The following is a 20383-nucleotide window of genomic DNA, read 5'->3' as shown; positions in this document are numbered from 1 at the left end:
TACCGGTTGGCACTAAAATCATTACAATAGTGCAATAAGTTTTTTTGAGGTGGTAATGAACGATAACAAAATGACTCCGTTAGAGCTCCGGGCAACCTGGGGGCTGGGAACGGTTTTTTCACTGCGCATGCTCGGGATGTTCATGGTGCTGCCGGTGATCACCACCTATGGCATGGCTTTGGCCGGAGCCAGTGAAGCACTGATCGGTATTGCTATCGGTATCTACGGTCTGGCTCAGGCAATATTCCAGATTCCTTTCGGATTAATATCCGACCGTATTGGCCGTAAACCTCTGATCGTTGGCGGGTTACTGATTTTTGCGCTGGGTAGCGTGATTGCTGCCATGAGCGATTCTATTTGGGGCATTATCCTCGGCAGGGCATTACAAGGTTCTGGTGCTATTGCCGCCGCAGTGATGGCTTTGCTTTCGGATCTGACTCGCGAACAAAATCGTACTAAAGCCATGGCATTTATTGGCGTTAGCTTCGGTATTACTTTCGCTATTGCTATGGTACTCGGCCCAATCGTCACCCACGCCTATGGCCTGAATGCACTATTTTGGGGCATAGCGGTACTGGCGTTACTGGGCATCGTTATCACGTTGGCAGTGGTGCCTTCTGCGGATACCCATGTATTAAATCGCGAATCCAGCATAGTAAAAGGCAGCGTCAATAAAGTATTGAAAAACAGCCGGTTGCTAAAACTTAATTTCGGCATTATGTGCCTGCATATTCTGTTGATGTCGAGCTTTGTCGCCCTGCCTCAGGCCATGGCCAAAGCGGGCTTACTGCCCGAACAGCATTGGAAGGTTTATCTGGTGACAATGCTGGTTTCCTTCGCGGCGGTAGTACCATTTATTATTTATGCCGAAGTCAAACGCCGGATGAAACAGGTGTTTATGGGCTGTGTGGCCGTATTGCTGATCGCCGAAGTAGTGATGTGGGCATCCGGTGAACACCTGTGGGGCATTATCGCTGGTGTGCAACTCTTCTTTATTGCCTTCAATGTGATGGAGGCAATTTTGCCTTCGTTGATTAGCAAGGAGTCTCCCGCTGGCTACAAAGGTACGGCGATGGGAATTTACTCTACCAGCCAGTTTATCGGCGTAGCCATTGGCGGCAGTTTGGGCGGTTGGTTATTCGGGCTCGACGGTGCGGGAGTGGTGTTTATCGCCGGTTCGGTCATTGCTTTGGTGTGGTTTGCCGTTAGCGCAACGATGCAGGAACCTCCTTATGTCAGTAGCTTACGCATCACGCTGTCCGAATTAGCGGCTAAAGATTCGGCCTTGGAACATAAAATTAAAGCGCAGCCAGGCGTGACCGAAGCGATAGTCGTAGCGGCAGAACGCAGCGCTTATGTGAAAGTAGATATCAAGAAAACGAACCGATATCAGTTAGAACAACTGGTTAACGCTGTGTAAGAAGCATCGATGATGAGATGAGGAACAAAAGCTGTAAATGGGCATTTGTTCCTCTTTATCAATCAGCAGCCTTTATTACTGTTATCAGCAATCAGACTTTGAGCTTAGTCGCGGAAGTTATTGAACTGGAACGGTTGCCCCAAATCTGCACCGCGAACCAGTGCCATTACGCTTTGCAGATCGTCACGCGCTTTACCGGTTACGCGAACCTGTTCACCCTGAATCTGCGCCTGCACTTTCAGCTTGCTGTCTTTGATCAACTTAACCAGCTTCTTGGCCTGCGCGCTTTCAATGCCCTGCTTCAGCTTGGCATCCACGCTGTAGGTTTTGCCGCTGCGATCCATTTCTTCCGGAATCTCCAGCGCCGCACCTTCGATGCCACGTTTGCTCAGTTGCGCCCGTAGAATATCGAGCAACTGCTCCACCTGAAAATCAGATTCGCTGGCAACTTTAATACTTTCGTTTTTCTCATTTAATTCAAAACTAGCTGGGACGTTACGAAAATCCCAACGGTTTGCCAGATCGCGGGTGGCGTTTTCTACTGCGTTACGCACTTCCTGCATATCAATTTCAGAAACGATGTCGAAAGATGGCATATTCCCTCCTCCATATAAGATGAATGGCAAGCATAATAACCGCTTTATCGTCGTAGACAAAATCAAGCCGCTGGCTGTTCGCATTTTCGCCACAGAACGTAGCTAACTCAGCGTTTAATGAAGAAAAAGTCTATAATCCAAGCATAACACTTATAAATATTTAGCGCGTTTTCCGTTTACACCAGGGAGAGAGTTATGAAGATTACGGTTCTTGGTTGCGGTGCGCTCGGGCAGCTTTGGTTATCGGCTCTGTACCAACAAGGCCATGATGTTCAGGGTTGGTTGCGAGTGCCTCAACCCTACTGTTCGGTGAATGTCATCACCCTTGAAGGTGACGAATTCAATCAAAATCTGCCCACCAACGATCCGCAGCATTTAGCAGAAAGCGAGTTACTGCTGGTATGTTTGAAAGCTTGGCAAGTTTCCAGCGCGGTAACCACCCTACTGCCTAAACTCAATCCGGATTGCACGGTTTTGCTCTTGCATAACGGAATGGGTACGCAGGAAGAGTTACCGGACGCGGTAAATACTTTCCTGCACGGCGTAACGACTCATGCAGCGCGACCTGACGGCAATACCATTATCCACGTTGCCGGCGGCATATCTCATATTGGCCCCGCGATTGCCCCCGGCAAAGATGTCAGTTATCTGGCGGATATACTGCACCACGCCCTGCCGGACGTCGCATGGCACAATGATATTTCCTCCGCCTGCTGGCATAAGCTGGCGGTCAACTGCGTTATCAATCCTCTTACCGGCCTGTATGAGTGCCGAAACGGTGACCTACAGCGTTATCCTGAGCTGGTAACGCGATTATGCGCAGAAATTGCCGATGTAATGGAAATGGAAGGTTTCCATACCTCCACCGAAAGCCTGCTTTATTATGTGCAGGAAGTGATTCAAAGTACGGCTGATAACGTCTCCTCCATGCTTCAGGATTTACGTGCGCAGAGACATACAGAGATCGACTATATCACCGGCTATTTACTACGTCGGGCGCGCAGTCACGGCATGACGCTGCCGGAAAATTCACGCCTGTACGATTCGATTAAACGAAAGGAAAATGTGTATGAGCGTATCGGCACTGGTTTGCCTGGCACCTGGGAGTGAAGAAACCGAAGCGGTCACCACCATTGATGTGCTGGTACGTGGCGGCTTTGAAGTGACGACCGCAAGCGTAGCCGGTGATGGAGAGTTAGTAATTACTTGCTCTCGCGGTGTAAAACTGGTGGCAGATACGCGTCTGGTCGATGTGGCCGATCAACAATTTGACGTAGTGGTATTACCCGGCGGAATAAAAGGGGCAGAATGTTTCCGTGATAGCCCGCTGCTGGTCGAAAAAGTGCGGCAAACTCATAATGAAGGCCATCTGGTCGCAGCCATTTGCGCGGCACCGGCTTTGGTGTTAGAACACCATAACCTATTCCCCATCGGGAATATGACCGGTTATCCCGGCTTGAAAGATAAAATTTCACCGAATAAATGGATGGATCAGCGAGTGGTCTACGATCGTAGAGTCAATCTGGTTACGAGCCAAGGGCCGGCAACCTCTATCGACTTTGCATTAAAAATCATCTTTTTATTATTGGGAAGGGAAAAAGCTGAGGAAGTCGCCCGTCAGCTTATTCTGCCGCCGGGCATCTTTAATTACCGTAACTGATTCATATAGCAGCCGTTCGACGCTGAACGGCTGTTTTAACCCTAAGATTAAGCTAATGCTTCTTTATCTAAACGTACCTGCTGATCTTTGCGTTCCCGCTCCAGTTCCAGCACGCCGCGATGGGACAGATAGCAGAAGATAATGCAGCAAATAATCCCCCCCATCAGCAAGTAGAACCCGCCGTGCCAACCCACTCTATCGACCATTACGCCAAACAGGCTGGTACCCAAACTGGCTCCAAGGATATAGCTCATAAAGCCGCGTAAGCCCACCGCTGACCCTACGGCGAAGCTCGGTACGATTTCCATGGTCTGCACTGAAGCCAGGAACTGAGGCACATAAATCAGACAACCGACGATAGCCGCAAAGAAAGTCACCATCAGTAGGGAATCACACTGCCAGTAACCGATCAGGCAGATAAAGATCATCACCATACAAATCATCGCCAACGGCATTCTACGGCCGCGGAAGAATTTATCCGATAACCAACCGGCCAATAACGTAGAAGGGATTGCCGCCCATTCAAAGAACAGGAAAGCCACGCTCATTTCGCCCTTGGTGAAGTGTTTTTCAGTCAACAGATAAATCGGTAGCCAACTGATCATACCGAAACGCACCATATAAACGAAAACATCTACGAAAGACACGTACCAGGCATGCTTGTTTTTCAGTACATAAGTACAGAAAATCTGGAATGCAGACATATTTTCCGGTGCTTTCTGCCCGGCTTTAACTGGCTCAATCACCAAGGCTTCCGGCATGATTTCCTGTAACGGAGGTAAGCCTTCACTAACCGGAGAACCTTTGCCCAACAGCAATACCATTGACCCCAAAATCACCGCAATAATGGCAGGCACGATATAGCTAGCGGTTTGCCAGTGCTCACTGCCTAAAATTGCGAATGCGCCGCCGACGATAGGTGCGACCACGCCGCCGCCTACATTATGGGAAATATTCCAGATAGCCCCCACCCGGCCACGCTCACGACGCGGGAACCAGTTGGCGATAGTAATAAAGGAAGGCCCGACTCCCATTCCCTGGAAGAAACCGTTAAAGATGACTAATACGGCAAACAGCCAGAATGCGCCGCTAAACCCCAATCCTACATTGACCAAGGCGCACAGTAGCAAACCCATTGCCATATAAACTTTGGGATTGGCCTTATCCGCCAAACTACTCATGATGCCTTTACTAATACCGTAGGCAATTAACATACAGCTACTTAGCATGCCAATTTCCGTGGCGCTTAAGTGCAATTGTTCTTTTAAATAAGGTGTAGAAAGCGTGAAGTTATTCCGCACAATATAGTAGGAAAGGTAACCAATAAATATACTGAACAACGCCTGAACCCGATAACGATTATATGTAGCTATTACTTTATCGTCGGGAACTTTATGGGTTGCTATCTTGGGTTTCATAAATGAGAGCATAGTTCACCTTAAAGATTTATTATTAAATTGTTATTTAGAAAAATGGATTTCCCTGGCGTTGAAGCCAATAAGTCTGTTATCGCAGACATTGTCTGAATAAAATAAAGTGTCTGATACTACAAAGCAGTTGATAATCCCAGCGCCACTGCGTCATTATGTTTCGCAGTCAGCATGCAGCGACTGACGAATTGGTGCAACCTAAGGGATATGTTTCAAAATTGACACAACAACCCAAAATTTATGAGTCAAAATTAACTCATTTTTGTCTTTCTTTATTTTTACGCGTTAAAAAAGACAAAAATGGGACAAATTGGAACAATCCGGCCATCGCTATAAATATATTTATTTGTTATTTATTTGATATTAATCACACATTAACCGGGGCGAATAAATAGATGCAAAGTTTACGCAACATTCTCTTGAACCTAATTATTGCCCTGAGTTTAGCTCCCGCGAGTTACGCTAATGAATTGGTTATTGCCACCACCTTCTCCCCCGAAGCTACCGCGCATATCATTGCGCAATGGCATAAACAGCCGCAGGCAGTTTCTATTCGAACGCTAAATCGCACTAGCTCTTCCCTAGAGCGTTTACTGGATACGCCAATGGGGGAAAATATCGATTTGGTGCTGACCTCATCCCCGATGTTGATGCAGCATTTGCAGGATCATCAGCGTTTGGCTACCTTGCCTACGCTGGCAGTACATAATCAGCAACGCGTTCCAGAATCCATCCGCAGCTCCACGGCGGCGGTAGCCATTTCCGGCTATGGCATTCTGGCCAATAGCGCACGCTTAAAAGAAAAGCATTTACCCACGCCGGTCACCTGGGACGGATTAAAAGACGCCCGCTATCAAGGGATGATTTTAATGAGCAGCCCTTCTCGCTCCGACACTAACCATTTGATGATAGAAACATTGCTACAGCAACGGGGCTGGCAGCAAGGCTGGGAAACCCTGCTGGAAATTTCCGGTAATCTGGCCACAATTTCTTCCCGCAGTTTTGGCGTTTCCAATAAAATCAAAACCGGACTCGGCCTTGCCGGCCCCATTATCGATAATTACGCCACTCTGTTGCTAAAAGACCCGCAGCTCAGTTTCAGTTACTTTCCTGAAAGCGGCGCTTCACCGACTTTTATCGCCATGACGAAAGGCAGCTCGCGCCAAACCGACGCCGCCCGTTTCATCAATTTTCTACTGAGTGACAGCGGGCAAAAAGCACTTTCAGATACCGATACCGGCAAGTATCCAGTTTCCCCGTTACCCGTTGAAGATCCGCGCGCCAAACAGCAACAGCGCTTATTACAGCAAACGCCGCTGGATTATCGCCAGATCCTGCAACGGCAGAAACTCGTGCAGCAATTGTTTGATACCGCGATCACTTTCCGCCTGCACCAGCTACAGGATGCGTGGAAAGCTTTGCACAGCGCCGAAGCTCGTCTAAAACGCCCTCTGCCGGAAATCCGGGCATTGCTGACCGCCGTACCCGTCACTCCGCAGCAGGCTGTGGATATGGATTATCTGCAACGCTTTAACCAGGGGCCGGATAACGCAATGGAGTCAGAGCTAATGATTTGGCAACAGTTCTTCCAAAAACAGCAGCATTTGGCGATCCAACAGTTGGAATCGCTGAAATGAACCCGCTTTTCTATCGCATCACTATCAGCTCTATTTTGCGCTGGGCATTTGCCTTTGGTGCAATACTGACTCTGTTTGTCAGCGCCGTCAGTTTGTATTCATGGCACGCCCAAAGTAGCCAGATTCGCTATGCGCTGGATGATTACTTTCCTAAAATTCAGGCGTCCTTTCAGCTGGAAGAAAATCTGAATGCACTCATTCAGGAATTGAATGAATTCCAGCATGCCCCCAACACAACGGCGCGTATTCAAATGCGCGATCAGATTGCTCATCGGCTGGATACCATCGAAATGGCCAGCCGACGTCTGACACCGGACAGCCAGCGCCAGTTGGCAACGACGTTGACCCGAAGTCGGGAACTGCTTTCTCGATTGGATAGTGCGCTATACAGTAATTTCCTCGCCAGAGAAAAGATCACCGAGCTCGCAGCACGGATTAACTGGCTTCACGATGATTTCAATACCGAGCTAACGTCGCTTTCTCAGGATATTAGCTGGCAGCAAGGCTCGCTCATCGATCAATTAACGCAGAAAACCAGTCTGGAAAAAAATCACCAGTTGCAAAGTACGCTGCGCAATGTTCAGGATGAATTACAGCTGGTTTACGCCCTTGCGCACATTGAAACTCAGGTGGTTGACGATCTGCGCGAACAGCTGGCCAATCCGAATATTGATAGCCTGAATAATCACATTCGTTACCTGAGCTACCTAAAGCAAACTGCGGAATCCAACATGCAATCGTTGGCAAAACATCCCAGCACCATCACTCTGCGCCAGACTATCGATGAATTGCTCAATTTAGGCACCGCAGAGCTAAAAATGCCGGCTATTTTGCAAGAACGGGCAACGGCGCTGGCATTGCTGGAGGAAACCGTGAATGCGAAAGAGCAAACCCTCACTCGCTTTCGCAGTCAGATTGAAAACCAGTTGGGCAACAGCCACCAGCAGTTACAAACCTTCAATCAACGCCTCGGCGATATTATGGGCATCAGCGGCCTGCTGATTATTGTCGCAACCCTCCTGGCTCTGCTGTTTGCCTTTACGCTCAATCATTTCTATATTCGCTCACGCTTGATCAAACGCTTTACCCTGTTAAATCAATCGGTAGCGCGTTTAGGCTGCGGCGAACTGGATACAACTATTCCGGTCTACGGAGGGGACGAACTGGGGCGAATTGCTGGATTACTGCGCCGCACCATCGGCCAGATTAATCAGCAAAAAAATCAGCTTAAACAAGAGATTGATGAAAGACGGCTCATTGAGAAGGATTTACGTACTGCGCAAGATGAACTGATTCAGGCGGCTAAACTGGCGGTAGTCGGGCAGACGATGACCACCCTTGCTCATGAGGTAAATCAGCCTCTCAATGCCCTGTCGCTGTATTTATTCAGCAGTGAAAAAGCGCTTAAAAACGGCGATAACGCCATGCTGGAGGCCAATCTGGATAAAATGCGCGGTTTGATTCTGCGTATTGTGAATATTATTAAGCAGCTACGACAATTCTCCCGTCGCAGCGATGCACATCAACAGTTACACCCCATCGATCTACGAGCCAATCTGGATGCGGCCTGGGATCTTTTATCCTTGCGTCATCGTCCACTCAAGGCGCGGTTCATCCAGCCAGAAAGTTTCCCTTTGGTATACGGCGACGATATTCGTATTCAGCAAGTGTTGGTCAACTTATTGACCAACGCGCTAGAAGCCAGCGCTCAACATCCGCCAATCATTGAGGTTTCTTTCGAACAACAGGCAGAAAATCTATTGCTGACTCTGCGAGATAATGGTCAGGGCTGGCCGCTAGCGCTGGCGGATCGATTGCTTAAACCTTTTACGACCAGCAAAGAAGTGGGACTGGGTATCGGTCTATCGATTAGCCAGTCCATTATGGAGCAGTGCGCAGGAGAGCTGCGGTTGGCGTCAACATTAGACCACCACGGAATGGTGATATTGCAATTCAGGAGTCTGAGCCATGTTAACTGATGAACAGCAAATTTTACTGATTGATGACGATATTGATGTGCTGGACGCCTATTGCCAGATCCTGACGCAAGAAGGTTATCAGGTAGCGGCATACAGCTCACCGCAGGCGGCAGCAGAACTTATTACCACCGATTGGCAGGGTATGGTCATCAGCGATGTCTGTATGCCAAACCTTTCCGGCATGGCTCTGCTGGAAATTTTGCTCGCCAAAGATCGTCATCTGCCGATATTGCTGATCTCCGGCCACGGCGATGTTCCCATGGCGGTGGAGGCGGTGAAAAAAGGTGCCTATAACTTTCTGGAAAAACCAGTCAATCCGGAAAAATTACTGCAATGCGTTCAGCTGGCGCTGGCAGATAGACAGGCTCTGATTGCTCGTCGTCACTGGCAGCGGGAGCAGCTTAGCGAACATCTGTTGGGCAACAGCGGTTGGGTTCGGCAACTAAGAGAACGCCTGCAGATGCTGGCCGATATTGATGTGCCGGTATTTTTTTACGGTGAGCTGGGAACCGGCCGCTCTCTGGCGGCACGCTATCTGCACCAACTGAGCCAACGCCGCAATAATCCGTTGATCATCATCGATCCTACCAGCGATGAGAATATCGACCTCAATAGTTACATCAATCAGGTACAGAACGGTACATTGGTAGTAAAAAACATTGAACGGCTCGCCAGCCAGCAACAGCGTGCTTTGGCGCAACTGCAAAACCCTGAAGAATGTCATTTCCGTTTAATTGCTTTGAGCAACTCCTTACCTGCACAGTTGGCCGCTCAGCAATTGCTGGTTCCCGAACTCTACTATCGATTTTCTCTTAGCCATATTGAGTGTTTACCCTTGGCAAAGCGCCCTGGCGATATTGAGGTACTATTCCGCCATTATCTGGAAAATGCCTGTAAACGTCTGGATCGCCAGCAGCCACAGCTGAGTGAGGCTTTCGTAAAAAGGTTGTGTCGCCGTCCGTGGCCGGGAAATATTCGAGAGTTATTAAACGCGGCAGAATTATTTGCCGTTGGCGTGATGCCATTGACCGAAACCAGCATGGAATGGGTGACTGAAACTGACTGTGGCCCGTTGGATGAACGAATTGAACAGTATGAGCTGAAGATAATTAATGAGGCGCTAAATATCCATCAGGGAAGAATTAACGACGTAGCAGAGTATTTGCAAGTACCGCGCAAAAAGCTCTATCTACGGATGAAGAAATACGGCATCGATAAAAAAGACTATCGCTATTAGCTTTCGGAAATAACAAAGGGCGCATTAGCGCCCTTTCAGAATCAGATACCGTCTCAGTTATGGACGATAAACTTTTACGTTCTTGTAGCCCTGCTCACGCAGATATAGCGCCTGCAAACGGCTCATCACGCCACGCTCACAGTACAGCAAATAGGTTTTGCTCTGATCCAGATCGCCAAACTGAGTGCTTAACTTATAGAAAGGCAAGGTCCGTACTTCTACCGGAGCCAAAACCAACGGCTTCTCTTCCTGCTCATCCGGCGCGCGAATATCCAGCACCACATCGGTATCAGCCAGTTCTGCTACGGTTTCTACTTCAGCCACCTGTTCGCGGCTTTGCTCGGCGATAGTGCGGATATCCACGTTTTTCGCTTCGCTCACTACACGATCGAGAATTGAGAAATCAAAGTGCGACTCTTCTTCCTCTATTTTAGCTTTCACCGCTTTAACCGTTGGGCTTTTAGAAATCACACCACAGTATTCCGGCATGGTTTTGGCAAAGTCTTCGGTACCGATCTCGCGCGCCAAATTGATAATGTGTTCTTTATCATGGGAAATCAGCGGGCGCAGAATCAGCGTGTCAGATGCGTTATCGATCAACCGCAGGTTGGTCAACGTCTGGCTGGAAACCTGCCCCAGCGCCTCACCGGTTACCAACGCCTGCACGCCATAGCGCTCCGCGACCTGAGAAGCCGCTCGCACCATCATGCGCTTCAGCACTACGCCCATCTGACCGTCTTCGACTTTCTCCAGGATTTCCCCAACCACAGGTTCAAAATCGATCGCCACAAAACGAACTTTGTGAGAGCTACCGAAGCGGTTCCACAGATAATGAGCCACCTGTTTTACGCCAATTTCATGAGCTGAACCGCCAAGATTGAAGAAGCAGTAATGTACCCGACAGCCGCGGCGCATCAACATATAGCTGGACACGCCGGAATCAAAACCGCCAGAAATCAGTGATAAAACATCTTCCTGCGTACCAATAGGGAAACCGCCCAAACCTTCGTGACGAGCTTTGATCAGCACCAGTTTATCTTGATCGATTTCCAGATTGACCGTGACCTGAGGCGCAGTCAGTTTCACTTTAGCCGTCTCAATATGCTGGTTCAGACCGCCGCCGACGTAGCGCTCTGCTTCGCCGGAACTGAACTCGTGCTTACCACGGCGTTTTACCCGCACGCAGAAGGTCTTGCCCACCAGCGTGTCACGATAAGCTTCCAGCGTTTGCTCGAAAATATCGTGTAGATCGGTGTAACTACGGTCTTCCACTTCCAAAATATGGTGAATACCGGGAATTCGGGTTAAAGCGTCACAGATCGCGGGGCCAAGATTTTCATCTTTGGTACGCACTTCAATATGATCCCAGTGACGAACCACCGCCAGCGAGTCATCAAGGTGTTTCAACACGTTGCGAATATTGGTAGTAAGAATCTTAATGAAGCGCAAACGCACAGTTTGACTCTTGATGGTGATTTCTGGGAACAATTTAATGATAAACTTCATGGCGGTCTTTAGTTGTCTAGTATGATGAGTGAATTAGGTTGCTATCGAAAGAACAATACTGTTGAGTCAAAATGACCGGACGACGCAGCGGTAAATAGCGAGTCACTGAGTAAATGGACGATGTTATCGTTAAGGCTAACTCCGGGCTGTCTGCCTTACCAATAATATTCAAGGCGCGGAGTATATCACCATATAGTGGATATCTGCTTAATAAAACCCGAAGCAAACGCCACGATTTGCTCGGCATAATTCGTTACAATAGCCCAAAACCGAGAGTGGCCCACCGGCCCCATGACGCCAACTTAACGTTGAAAATAAAATATGCCTAGAAAAGCTGCATCACCAGAAGCTACGGATAAGCCAGAGGCTACCGTAAAAAGTAGCGCCAGTTTTGAGACTTCACTCAGCGAGCTGGAGCAAATTGTGACCCGCCTGGAGTCAGGTGAACTGCCGTTGGAAGATGCGCTTAACGAATTCGAACGCGGCATACAGTTGGCTCGTCAAGGCCAGCAAACGCTGTTGCAGGCAGAACAACGGGTTCAGATATTGCTCAGTGATGACACCGATGCGCCGCTGACGCCTTTTACGCCGGATACCGAATAAACATGTCCCATCAGAACGAAATGAACCAACCCGTTGTTTTTACAGAGCAGTTGGCGATATATCAACAACGAGCTAATGATGCATTACTGAGTTTTATTGCACCGCTGCCGTTTAACGACAGCGAGCTAGTGCAAGCAATGCGTTATGGCACGTTGTTGGGCGGTAAACGACTGCGCCCCTATCTGGTGTACGCCACCGGCCAAATGTTCGGTTTGTCGCTCTCGACGCTGGATGCGCCAGCGGCAGCGGTAGAATGTATACACGCCTATTCTTTGATACATGACGATTTGCCGGCGATGGACAATGACGATCTGCGCCGTGGTCAGCCAACTTGTCATATCAAATTTGGCGAAGCCTGCGCGATTTTAGCCGGCGATGCCCTGCAAACGCTGGCATTTAGCATTTTAGCCGATGCGCCAATGCCGGACGTCGCCATGCAGGATCGCGTCAGCATGCTGTCCGAACTGGCAAAATCCAGCGGCGTAGCCGGAATGTGTGGCGGACAGGCCTTGGATCTGGCAGCAGAAGAGCGCCATATTTCACTGACGGAGCTGGAGCAAATTCATCGTCATAAAACCGGCGCGCTGATCCGTACCGCGGTGCGCATGGGCTCATTGGCTGCGGGAAAACCCGGCCATCGGGCTTTGGAACAGTTAGATCGCTACGCCGATGCCATTGGCCTCGCCTTCCAGGTTCAGGACGATATTTTAGACGTTATCGGTGATACCGCTACAATAGGCAAACGCCAGGGTTCAGACCAACAGTTAGGCAAAAGCACCTATCCGGCCCTACTGGGTCTGGAAGCAGCCCAAACCAAAGCCAGAGATCTTTATCTCGAAGCTCTGGCGGCGCTGGATGCTTTGGCTGAAATGTCGTATGACACCGCCTCACTGCGGGCGCTAGCGAGTTTTATAATTGAACGCGATAATTAGAAACAATTAATCCAGTAGGCGTTACTCGTGCAGAATAATATTCTGCCGCCAGCGCACCGGTGTTCAGACGATTTCTGATCCCGGCACTGCCCTGCCGGGAATGGTAATGCAGCAGCCTACGTAAACACCTCTGATATGAGCATCGAATGAGTCTTGATATAGCCAAATACCCGACACTGGCACTTGCGGAGAACCCCGAGGAACTGCGTTTACTGCCAAAAGAAAGCCTGCCCAAGCTATGCGATGAGCTGCGACAGTATTTACTCGACTCTGTTAGCCGTTCTAGCGGCCACTTTGCGTCAGGGTTGGGAACGGTTGAGCTGACCGTGGCCTTGCACTATGTCTATAACACGCCGTTCGACCATCTGGTGTGGGATGTCGGTCATCAGGCGTATCCTCATAAGATTCTAACCGGTCGACGCGATCGTATTGCCACCATTCGTCAAAAAGAGGGTTTACATCCTTTCCCTTGGCGTGATGAAAGCGAATATGACGTGTTATCCGTCGGGCATTCATCCACGTCTATCAGTGCCGGCTTAGGTATGGCCGTGGCCGCCGAACGTGAGGGTAAAGGCCGCCGTACCGTCTGTGTGATTGGCGATGGCGCGATTACCGCAGGTATGGCGTTTGAAGCCATGAACCACGCCGGTGATATCAATCCGGATATGCTGGTCGTGCTCAACGACAATGAGATGTCGATCTCTGAAAACGTCGGCGCGCTGAATAATCATTTGGCCCAATTATTATCCGGAAAACTGTATTCCACGCTGCGCGAAGGAGGAAAAAGAGCCTTCTCCGGCCTGCCGCCGATTAAAGAACTACTCAAACGTACTGAAGAACATCTGAAAGGTATGGTGGTTCCGGGTACGCTGTTTGAAGAGCTCGGCTTTAATTATATCGGCCCGGTTGATGGCCACGACGTACAAGCTTTAACCCAAACGCTGAAAAATATGCGTAGCCTCAAAGGGCCGCAACTTCTGCATATTATGACCAAAAAGGGCAAAGGCTACGCACCAGCGGAGAAAGATCCTATCGGCTGGCATGCGGTACCTAAGTTCGATCCTGCGCTAGGTACTTTGCCAAAAAGCAAAAGCGATTTACCCACCTATTCCAAAATATTCGGCGATTGGCTGTGTGAAACGGCTGAAAAAGACAGCCAACTGATGGCCGTTACCCCTGCTATGCGCGAAGGCTCTGGTATGGTGCGGTTCTCCCGTGAATTCCCGCAGCAGTACTTCGATGTGGCCATAGCAGAACAACACGCGGTGACCTTCGCTGCCGGTCTGGCGATTGGTGGCTATAAACCGGTTGTAGCGATCTACTCGACTTTCTTGCAGCGAGCTTACGATCAGCTGATTCACGATGTGGCCATTCCTAATCTACCGGTACTCTTCGCTATCGATCGCGGCGGTATCGTCGGCGCTGATGGACAAACCCATCAGGGCGCTTTCGATCTATCATTTATGCGCTGCATTCCTAATATGGTCATCATGGCGCCAAGCAATGAAAATGAATGCCGCCAGATGTTATTTACCGGCTACCACTACGACGGTCCAGCGGCGGTACGCTACCCTCGCGGGAATGGTACTGGCGCAGTTTTAGAGCCATTACAGGCTCTTCCTATCGGCAAAGGTATTGTGCGTCGTCAGGGTGAAAAAGTCGCAATTCTGAGCTTCGGTACATTGCTTTCTGAAGCGCAGCAGGTGGCAGAAAATCTGAATGCTACATTAGTGGATATGCGCTTTATCAAGCCGTTAGATGAAGAACTGGTATTAGAAATGGCAGCCCGTCACGATTTACTGGTTACGCTGGAAGAGAATGCAATCATGGGTGGCGCTGGCAGTGGTATTAACGAGCTGTTAATGGCAAAACGCCAGCAAGTTCCGGTACTCAATATCGGTTTACCCGATCGCTTTATTCCGCAAGGTGAGCAGGATGAAATGCGCGCCGAATTTGGTTTAAGCGCAGCGGGTATTCAGAAGACAATTGAAGACTGGCTAGCTTAATCGGCCATTACCCATAATTGGGGCTGATATCACGCAAAAGGGCACAGCTTAAACGCTATGCCCTTTTCTATTTAGCATATTCTCATCAGATAAACCTAACCCACACCACGGAAAGAAAGCTAAATTTTTTAGTGACTTGCCATGCTATGAGTTGTTCTGGTATTAGCCAAAAAGCGCTAAAGGCCATTGGTGCCCGATAAAATAAATCACTGCCGCCGCCCCCACGCCAGCAATGATATCGTCGACCATAATACCCATACCGCCATGAAGATTTCGGTCAAACCAACGGATTGGCCAAGGTTTCCAGATATCCAGAATACGGAAAACGACAAACCCCGCCAGCACCCACTGCCAGTCATTCACCGGTAATGCCATCAACGTGATCCACATTCCGACAAACTCATCCCAGACGATACTGCCGTGATCGTGAACTTTCATATCTTTAGCGGTTCGATGACAAACATAAACGCCAATGCAAATGCTAAACATCACGACCAGAGAGTAAAGTTGCCAAGGCAATTGGATCAACAGCAACCAAAATGGAATGGCGGCAATCGACCCCATAGTGCCCGGTGCCCACGGCGATAAACCGCTACCAAAACCAGTCGCCAGCAGATGCCAGGGATTGGTTAATCGCAGACGTTTCTTCGCCTCATCCATGGTTAGCCTTGGCTGGTAAAGTGATCGAAACCGCGCAAACCGACGTCAACAGGTTTGCCATCGCTAAAGAACTTCACCCCTTCGGATAAAGGAGCTATCTGACCAATACAAGTATAGCCCGCTCCGGCGTGGCTGAGCGCCACATCTAACGCCCCACGATTGATTTCAGGGACGGTGAAGCACAGTTCGTAATCTTCACCGCCGCTGAGTGCCCAAATCAGCGCTTGCTCAGGATCAACCTGATTTTTCATCGCATCTGAATAAGGTAGGGCGTCCAGCTCGATACGTGCACCGCAGTTGCTGGCTTTCAAAATATGCTGTAGATCGGAAACCAACCCATCGGAAATATCGATGGCTGAATTAGCCAAATCCCGCAATGCCTGCCCTTGCAGAACCCGTGGCTGTGGCCGCAGATGACGATTGATCAGTTCAGCCCGATCCTTCGCATCTTCAACCCGCAGCTGATTTTGCAGAATGGCTAAGCCAGCCGCGCTATCACCCAAGGTGCCACTGACATAAATCCAGTCGCCAATTCTGGCGCCGGATCGGGTCAACGCCCTGCCCGCAGGAATAAGCCCTTGAATAGTCAGCGTCATACTTAACGGCCCACTGGTGGTATCACCGCCGATAAGCTGCATGCCATAGTAATTGAGTTGGTCAAACAGACTGTCACTGAATGCCTGTAGCCAGGATTCGTTCACATCAGGGAGGGTAAGTGCTAAAGAAAGCCAGGCAGGGTCCGCGCCCATCGCTGCCAAATCACTGAGGTTTACCGCTAAAGCCTTGTAGCCCAAGTCTGCCGGGTCAATATCCGGTAAGAAATGGACGCCTGACACTAAGGTGTCTGTGCTGACCGCTAACAGTTGTCGTTCACCGACTGTTAGTAGCGCACAGTCATCGCCAATGCCCAACTCCACGTCCCGGCGGTTACTCCTGAACCGGTCAAAGTAGCGAGCAATGAGGTCAAATTCGCCACATGCCATAATACAATTCCAGAAAGGTTAGCCGATATATAAATTAAGGCCGGAAACCGGCCTTAATTTATATCGTTGATGTAATGCGATTATTTTCGTTTACGCACGACTGGAGCAACTTTGTCCAGCACGCCGTTAACGAATTTATGGCTATCTTCAGCGCCGAAAATTTTGGCCAGTTCGATCGCTTCATTGATTGCCACTTTATAAGGGACATCATCACGTTTGCTCAGTTCAAAAATCGCAAGACGCAGAATCGCTTTTTCAACCTGACCTAATTCTTCGAGTTGGCGTGACAGATACGGCGCCATTGCAGCATCCAGCGCGGTTACATTCACCGCAACGCCGGACAGCAACTCGCGAAAATAGGAGATGTCTACATCTTTGACATCCTGCTCCGACAGGAACTGTAATTCAACATCAGCGATGTCGTTTTTAGACAACTGCCATGAGTAGATCGCTTGAACAGCGCACTCACGAGCGCGGCGACGAGCAGCAGGTTTCACAGAATTCCCCTTAACTTAACTAAATTCAGCCTTTAATAGCTTTGATTACATTAATCATTTCAAGTGCGGTCAGGGCAGCTTCTGCACCTTTATTACCCGCTTTAGTACCAGCGCGCTCAATAGCCTGCTCAATGCTTTCAGTGGTTAAAACACCGAAAGCCACAGGGATATCGCTGTTCATGGCAACGCTTGCCAAGCCAGAACTTGCTTCACCAGCAACAAACTCAAAGTGCGCAGTGCCCCCACGGATCACAGTACCCAGAGCGATAACCGCGTCATAACGATTAGTTTTTGCCAACACATTAACAGCCAACGGCAACTCATAGGCACCCGGCACCCAAACAACGGTAATGTTGTCGTCGGAGACCTGACCAATGCGCTTCAGGGCATCAATTGCGCCTTCCAGCAGACTGTCATTGATAAAGTTGTTAAAACGCGCAATCGCAATCGCCACGCGGGCAGTAGGAGTAGCAACAACACCTTCGATAACGTTCATAGCTTTCCTCAATATCGGTTCATACCCCGCAGGGGGGCGGATTCTATCATATTCTTTCGCTGCCTGCGCCTGCGCATTTGTAAAACGCCCGACAAGACGGCCACCGGTAGGAAAATCTCCTACCATAAATTGGGGTTAATACCTCGGTTTTAGGCGTAATCGTAAATCAGGGCCTATCTGCCGCACTTCACTAAAGCTGAACTCGGGGGCCTGGGAAAGTTGATCCATTCCGGGCAAATGGCATAAACCACGGGCGCTATCACCGAGTAATTTGGGCGCGACATAGAGGATAAGTTCGTCGACCAAGCCAGCCTGCAATAATGCGCCGGCCAGCTGTGGCCCGGCTTCCACCCAGACCGAGTTAATTTGGCGTTTGCCAAGTAGCATCATCAGCAAGACCAAATCGATGCCGTTACCGTGATGTGGGAGCAATACCTGCTCGACGCTATCCGGCCACGGCTGCTGATCGGCCTTGACTCTTGCCAGCCAGCAGTTTCCCTCCTGCTGCACCACCTGATGAGTTGGAGCAACGCGATTCTGGCTATCCAGAATAATACGAGTTGGCTGTCGTAGCGCCGATTGCGGGTAAATTCGTTGGGTTTCTGCATCCAGTTCCGACCAACGTACGGTCAGCGAAGGATCGTCAGCCAGCACCGTTGCGCTGGTGCTAAGAATCGCCGAACTTTGGGCTCGAAAACGCTGAACGTCTTGTCTGGCCTGCGGAGAAGTAATCCACTGACTTTCCCCGGATGCCATGGCGGTTTTACCGTCCAGCGACGCCCCCATTTTCAATTGAACATAAGGAAATCCGGTACGCATACGCTTCAGGAAACCAAGGTTAACCGCCTCGGCTTCGGCCAGCATCACCCCATCCACGACTTCGATACCCGCCTGTTTGAGCCTATACATTCCGCGCCCTGCGACCTGAGGATTCGGATCTTGCATCGCGGTAACAACCCGCCGAATCCCCGCAGCGACAAGCGCATCCGCGCAGGGAGGCGTGCGCCCGTGATGGCTGCAAGGTTCTAGCGTAACATAAGCGGTCGCACCTTTAGCGGCGTCTCCTGCCATGCGTAACGCATGTACTTCCGCATGAGGTTCACCGGCACGAAAATGGTAACCTTCTCCGACGATCTGACCATCCCGAACGATCACACAGCCAACGTTAGGGTTTGGCGAAGTCGTAAATCGCCCTAAACGCGCCAGTTCAAAAGCTCGGGCCATATAAATCTGGTCGGAATGCATGCTAATCCTTAAATTCTACGGAAAGAACCCACTCTGAAAGAATCAGTCCTGCAATCTGGCAATTTCTTCGCCAAACTCACGAATATCTTCAAAGCTACGATAAACCGATGCGAAGCGGATATAGGCGACTTTATCCAGTTTTTTCAACGCTTCCATCACCAGATTACCCACCATTTTGGTTGGCACTTCACGTTCGCCGGTGGCCCGCAGTTGGGATTTAATATGGCTAATGGCCATTTCAACGTCGTCCGAGCTAACGGGGCGTTTTTCCAACGCTTTCAACATCCCGCGTCGCAGCTTATCCTCGTTGAAAGGTTCGCGAACATCATCACTTTTGATCACGCGAGGCAACACCAACTCGGCGACCTCAAAAGTGGTAAAGCGCTCATTACAGTCCAGACACTGGCGGCGACGGCGAACCTGTGAGCCATCACCCACCAGACGGGAGTCAATCACTTTGGTATCAACGGCGGCACAAAATGGGCAATGCATAGCAGTTCCTGATAATTGTTCCCAAATTTGCCTACAGTTTACCGCGAAGTGCCACGACAACAAAGGCTCAAGCCCATTTGTTGCGTAGCGTTGCGCAGTTATTGGTGAAATTATGTGTAAGACCTCGACCTGGCAATGACTTTCCCATTTATCGGGGCTAAGCTAGATGATAGATATACTGAAAAGGAAATCATTATGATGACAACCAGTTATCCTCGAATTTGTTTATTGGCCGCAGTGATAGTACTGGCCGGTTGTGCGCAGGATCCAGAGATTCCCGCGCTGAAAAATCAGGTTGGCCAGCTAAGCCAAAAACTGCAAACCCTGACCAATCAAGCATTAGCCGTAGAGCAGCAAAACACGCTGAACCGCCGCTCGCTTAACGGCGTTTACCTGTTGCCGGCTGCCAATACGCCTGCGGTGTTGAACAGCAGCGTCGGCAAACTTGGGGTTTCACTGACCGATATCTCCAGTGAAGCGAATGGATCTCAGGCATTGCTGCATATCCGTAGCCTGACAGACCAACCGCTCCCAGCCATGAGCGCCAACGTTGAGTGGGGACAATTGGATCCAACGACAGGCCAGCCATTAACTGCGGACGTTTTGTCACAGCCCGTCGCTATTAGCGCTTCTCTTTTGCCAAAAACCGAACACACCATTGAGTTGCGACTGAGCGGTCTCACACCGGAACAGCTAGGTTATATTCGTTTTCATCAGGTGGTTAACGCCGCTGATGCCGAAAGAGACGCGGTAAGCGAGTCTTTACTTCCTGCTCAATAAAGGTTTCTAGCCACTAAAACGCCAGTGCTCAGACCAGCCCCCGCTCAGCCTCAACTTGGCCAGCTTCACGAGTTCCAGATGTCAGGAACCAGTGCTACCGTCTTTCACTGTGGTTGAATAGACCCGGGTTTCGTAGACACTTTTTTGCCTCATAATGGAGGCTCAATGAAGGAGTGTTTATGTCAGCCAAAAATTTCACTGAAGAATTCAAAATTGAAGCCGTA

19 protein-coding genes are annotated in these 20383 nt (G+C 49.7%); 10 read left to right on the top strand and 9 right to left on the bottom strand.

Annotated elements, in window-relative coordinates; all coding sequences use genetic code 11:
• The first annotated feature begins 55 nt into the window (after positions 1-55).
• Positions 56-1420, top strand: coding sequence for an MFS transporter (locus tag DBA33_RS10170; RefSeq protein ID WP_064512229.1), 1365 nt, complete (start codon positions 56-58; stop codon positions 1418-1420).
• Between the two features lie 104 nt (positions 1421-1524).
• Here DBA33_RS10170 and DBA33_RS10165 read toward each other — a convergent pair whose 3' ends face one another.
• The gene (locus DBA33_RS10165) at positions 1525-2016 is read right to left on the bottom strand and encodes a YajQ family cyclic di-GMP-binding protein (RefSeq protein WP_064512227.1); all 492 of its coding nucleotides are present in this window, start codon (positions 2014-2016) and stop codon (positions 1525-1527) included.
• 195 nt (positions 2017-2211) lie between these two features.
• Between DBA33_RS10165 and panE the strand changes: the two genes are divergently transcribed.
• Together panE and yajL are read left to right on the top strand one after the other, a co-directional pair.
• Complete coding sequence (gene panE, locus DBA33_RS10160; protein WP_064512225.1) at positions 2212-3126, top strand: 2-dehydropantoate 2-reductase; 915 nt, start codon at positions 2212-2214, stop codon at positions 3124-3126.
• Entirely contained in the window at positions 3086-3676 is a 591-nt protein-coding gene (gene yajL / locus DBA33_RS10155; protein WP_064512224.1) for a protein deglycase YajL, read from the top strand. The genes panE and yajL overlap by 41 nt, the downstream gene beginning before the upstream one ends.
• A 47-nt stretch (positions 3677-3723) precedes the next feature.
• On the opposite strand, the gene DBA33_RS10150 is transcribed toward yajL, so the two are convergent.
• Positions 3724-5106: an MFS transporter gene (locus tag DBA33_RS10150; protein WP_064512222.1), complete on the bottom strand. Its 1383-nt coding sequence runs from the start codon at positions 5104-5106 to the stop codon at positions 3724-3726.
• Positions 5107-5501: 395 nt separating this feature from the next.
• Between DBA33_RS10150 and DBA33_RS10140 the strand changes: the two genes are divergently transcribed.
• Genes DBA33_RS10140 through DBA33_RS10130 form a run of 3 tightly spaced genes read left to right on the top strand, consistent with a single transcriptional unit; the run spans position 5502 to position 9959 of the window.
• Entirely contained in the window at positions 5502-6743 is a 1242-nt protein-coding gene (locus DBA33_RS10140) for an ABC transporter substrate-binding protein (RefSeq protein ID WP_084414257.1), read from the top strand.
• Entirely contained in the window at positions 6740-8722 is a 1983-nt protein-coding gene (locus DBA33_RS10135; protein WP_064512217.1) for an ATP-binding protein, read from the top strand. Before DBA33_RS10140 ends, DBA33_RS10135 begins: the two co-directional genes overlap by 4 nt.
• The gene (locus DBA33_RS10130) at positions 8712-9959 is read left to right on the top strand and encodes a sigma-54 dependent transcriptional regulator (protein WP_120806374.1); all 1248 of its coding nucleotides are present in this window, start codon (positions 8712-8714) and stop codon (positions 9957-9959) included. Before DBA33_RS10135 ends, DBA33_RS10130 begins: the two co-directional genes overlap by 11 nt.
• A gap of 57 nt (positions 9960-10016) precedes the next feature.
• Here DBA33_RS10130 and thiI read toward each other — a convergent pair whose 3' ends face one another.
• Entirely contained in the window at positions 10017-11465 is a 1449-nt protein-coding gene (gene thiI, locus DBA33_RS10125; protein WP_064512213.1) for a tRNA uracil 4-sulfurtransferase ThiI, read from the bottom strand.
• Positions 11466-11786: 321 nt separating this feature from the next.
• On the opposite strand from thiI, the gene xseB reads away from it, so the two are divergent.
• The 3 genes from xseB to dxs all read left to right on the top strand — a co-directional run bounded on the left by xseB (position 11787) and on the right by dxs (position 15006).
• Positions 11787-12068, top strand: coding sequence for an exodeoxyribonuclease VII small subunit (xseB, locus tag DBA33_RS10120; protein WP_064512212.1), 282 nt, complete (start codon positions 11787-11789; stop codon positions 12066-12068).
• A gap of 2 nt (positions 12069-12070) precedes the next feature.
• Positions 12071-13000, top strand: coding sequence for a (2E,6E)-farnesyl diphosphate synthase (gene ispA / locus DBA33_RS10115; RefSeq protein ID WP_120806372.1), 930 nt, complete (start codon positions 12071-12073; stop codon positions 12998-13000).
• Positions 13001-13146: 146 nt separating this feature from the next.
• Entirely contained in the window at positions 13147-15006 is a 1860-nt protein-coding gene (dxs, locus tag DBA33_RS10110; protein ID WP_064512208.1) for a 1-deoxy-D-xylulose-5-phosphate synthase, read from the top strand.
• Between the two features lie 162 nt (positions 15007-15168).
• Here the strand turns inward: dxs and pgpA are convergent, their stop codons facing one another.
• The 6 genes from pgpA to nrdR all read right to left on the bottom strand — a co-directional run bounded on the left by pgpA (position 15169) and on the right by nrdR (position 19379).
• A complete protein-coding gene (gene pgpA / locus DBA33_RS10105; RefSeq protein WP_120806370.1) occupies positions 15169-15666 on the bottom strand; it encodes a phosphatidylglycerophosphatase A in 498 nt (165 codons plus the stop codon).
• A 2-nt stretch (positions 15667-15668) separates the two neighbouring features.
• Positions 15669-16649, bottom strand: a complete 981-nt coding sequence (thiL, locus tag DBA33_RS10100; RefSeq protein ID WP_120806369.1) for a thiamine-phosphate kinase — start codon at positions 16647-16649, stop codon at positions 15669-15671.
• Between the two features lie 80 nt (positions 16650-16729).
• Positions 16730-17146 carry a transcription antitermination factor NusB gene (gene nusB / locus DBA33_RS10095; protein ID WP_049598505.1) on the bottom strand — a complete coding sequence of 139 codons (417 nt, stop codon included), beginning with the start codon at positions 17144-17146 and terminating at the stop codon, positions 16730-16732.
• 25 nt (positions 17147-17171) lie between these two features.
• Complete coding sequence (ribE, locus tag DBA33_RS10090; RefSeq protein WP_064512201.1) at positions 17172-17642, bottom strand: 6,7-dimethyl-8-ribityllumazine synthase; 471 nt, start codon at positions 17640-17642, stop codon at positions 17172-17174.
• Between the two features lie 135 nt (positions 17643-17777).
• Positions 17778-18887: a bifunctional diaminohydroxyphosphoribosylaminopyrimidine deaminase/5-amino-6-(5-phosphoribosylamino)uracil reductase RibD gene (ribD, locus tag DBA33_RS10080; RefSeq protein WP_064512199.1), complete on the bottom strand. Its 1110-nt coding sequence runs from the start codon at positions 18885-18887 to the stop codon at positions 17778-17780.
• A 42-nt stretch (positions 18888-18929) separates the two neighbouring features.
• Positions 18930-19379, bottom strand: coding sequence for a transcriptional regulator NrdR (nrdR, locus tag DBA33_RS10075; RefSeq protein ID WP_049598500.1), 450 nt, complete (start codon positions 19377-19379; stop codon positions 18930-18932).
• Positions 19380-19577: 198 nt separating this feature from the next.
• Here nrdR and DBA33_RS10070 point away from each other — a divergent pair, with 198 nt between their 5' ends.
• A complete protein-coding gene (locus tag DBA33_RS10070; RefSeq protein WP_064518162.1) occupies positions 19578-20159 on the top strand; it encodes a DUF3251 domain-containing protein in 582 nt (193 codons plus the stop codon).
• Positions 20160-20383: the final 224 nt, after the last annotated feature.

The organism is Yersinia sp. IP36721, assembly GCF_003634395.1.
GTDB lineage: Bacteria > Pseudomonadota > Gammaproteobacteria > Enterobacterales > Enterobacteriaceae > Yersinia > Yersinia entomophaga.
This window is presented reverse-complemented; position numbering and strand designations above follow the sequence as displayed.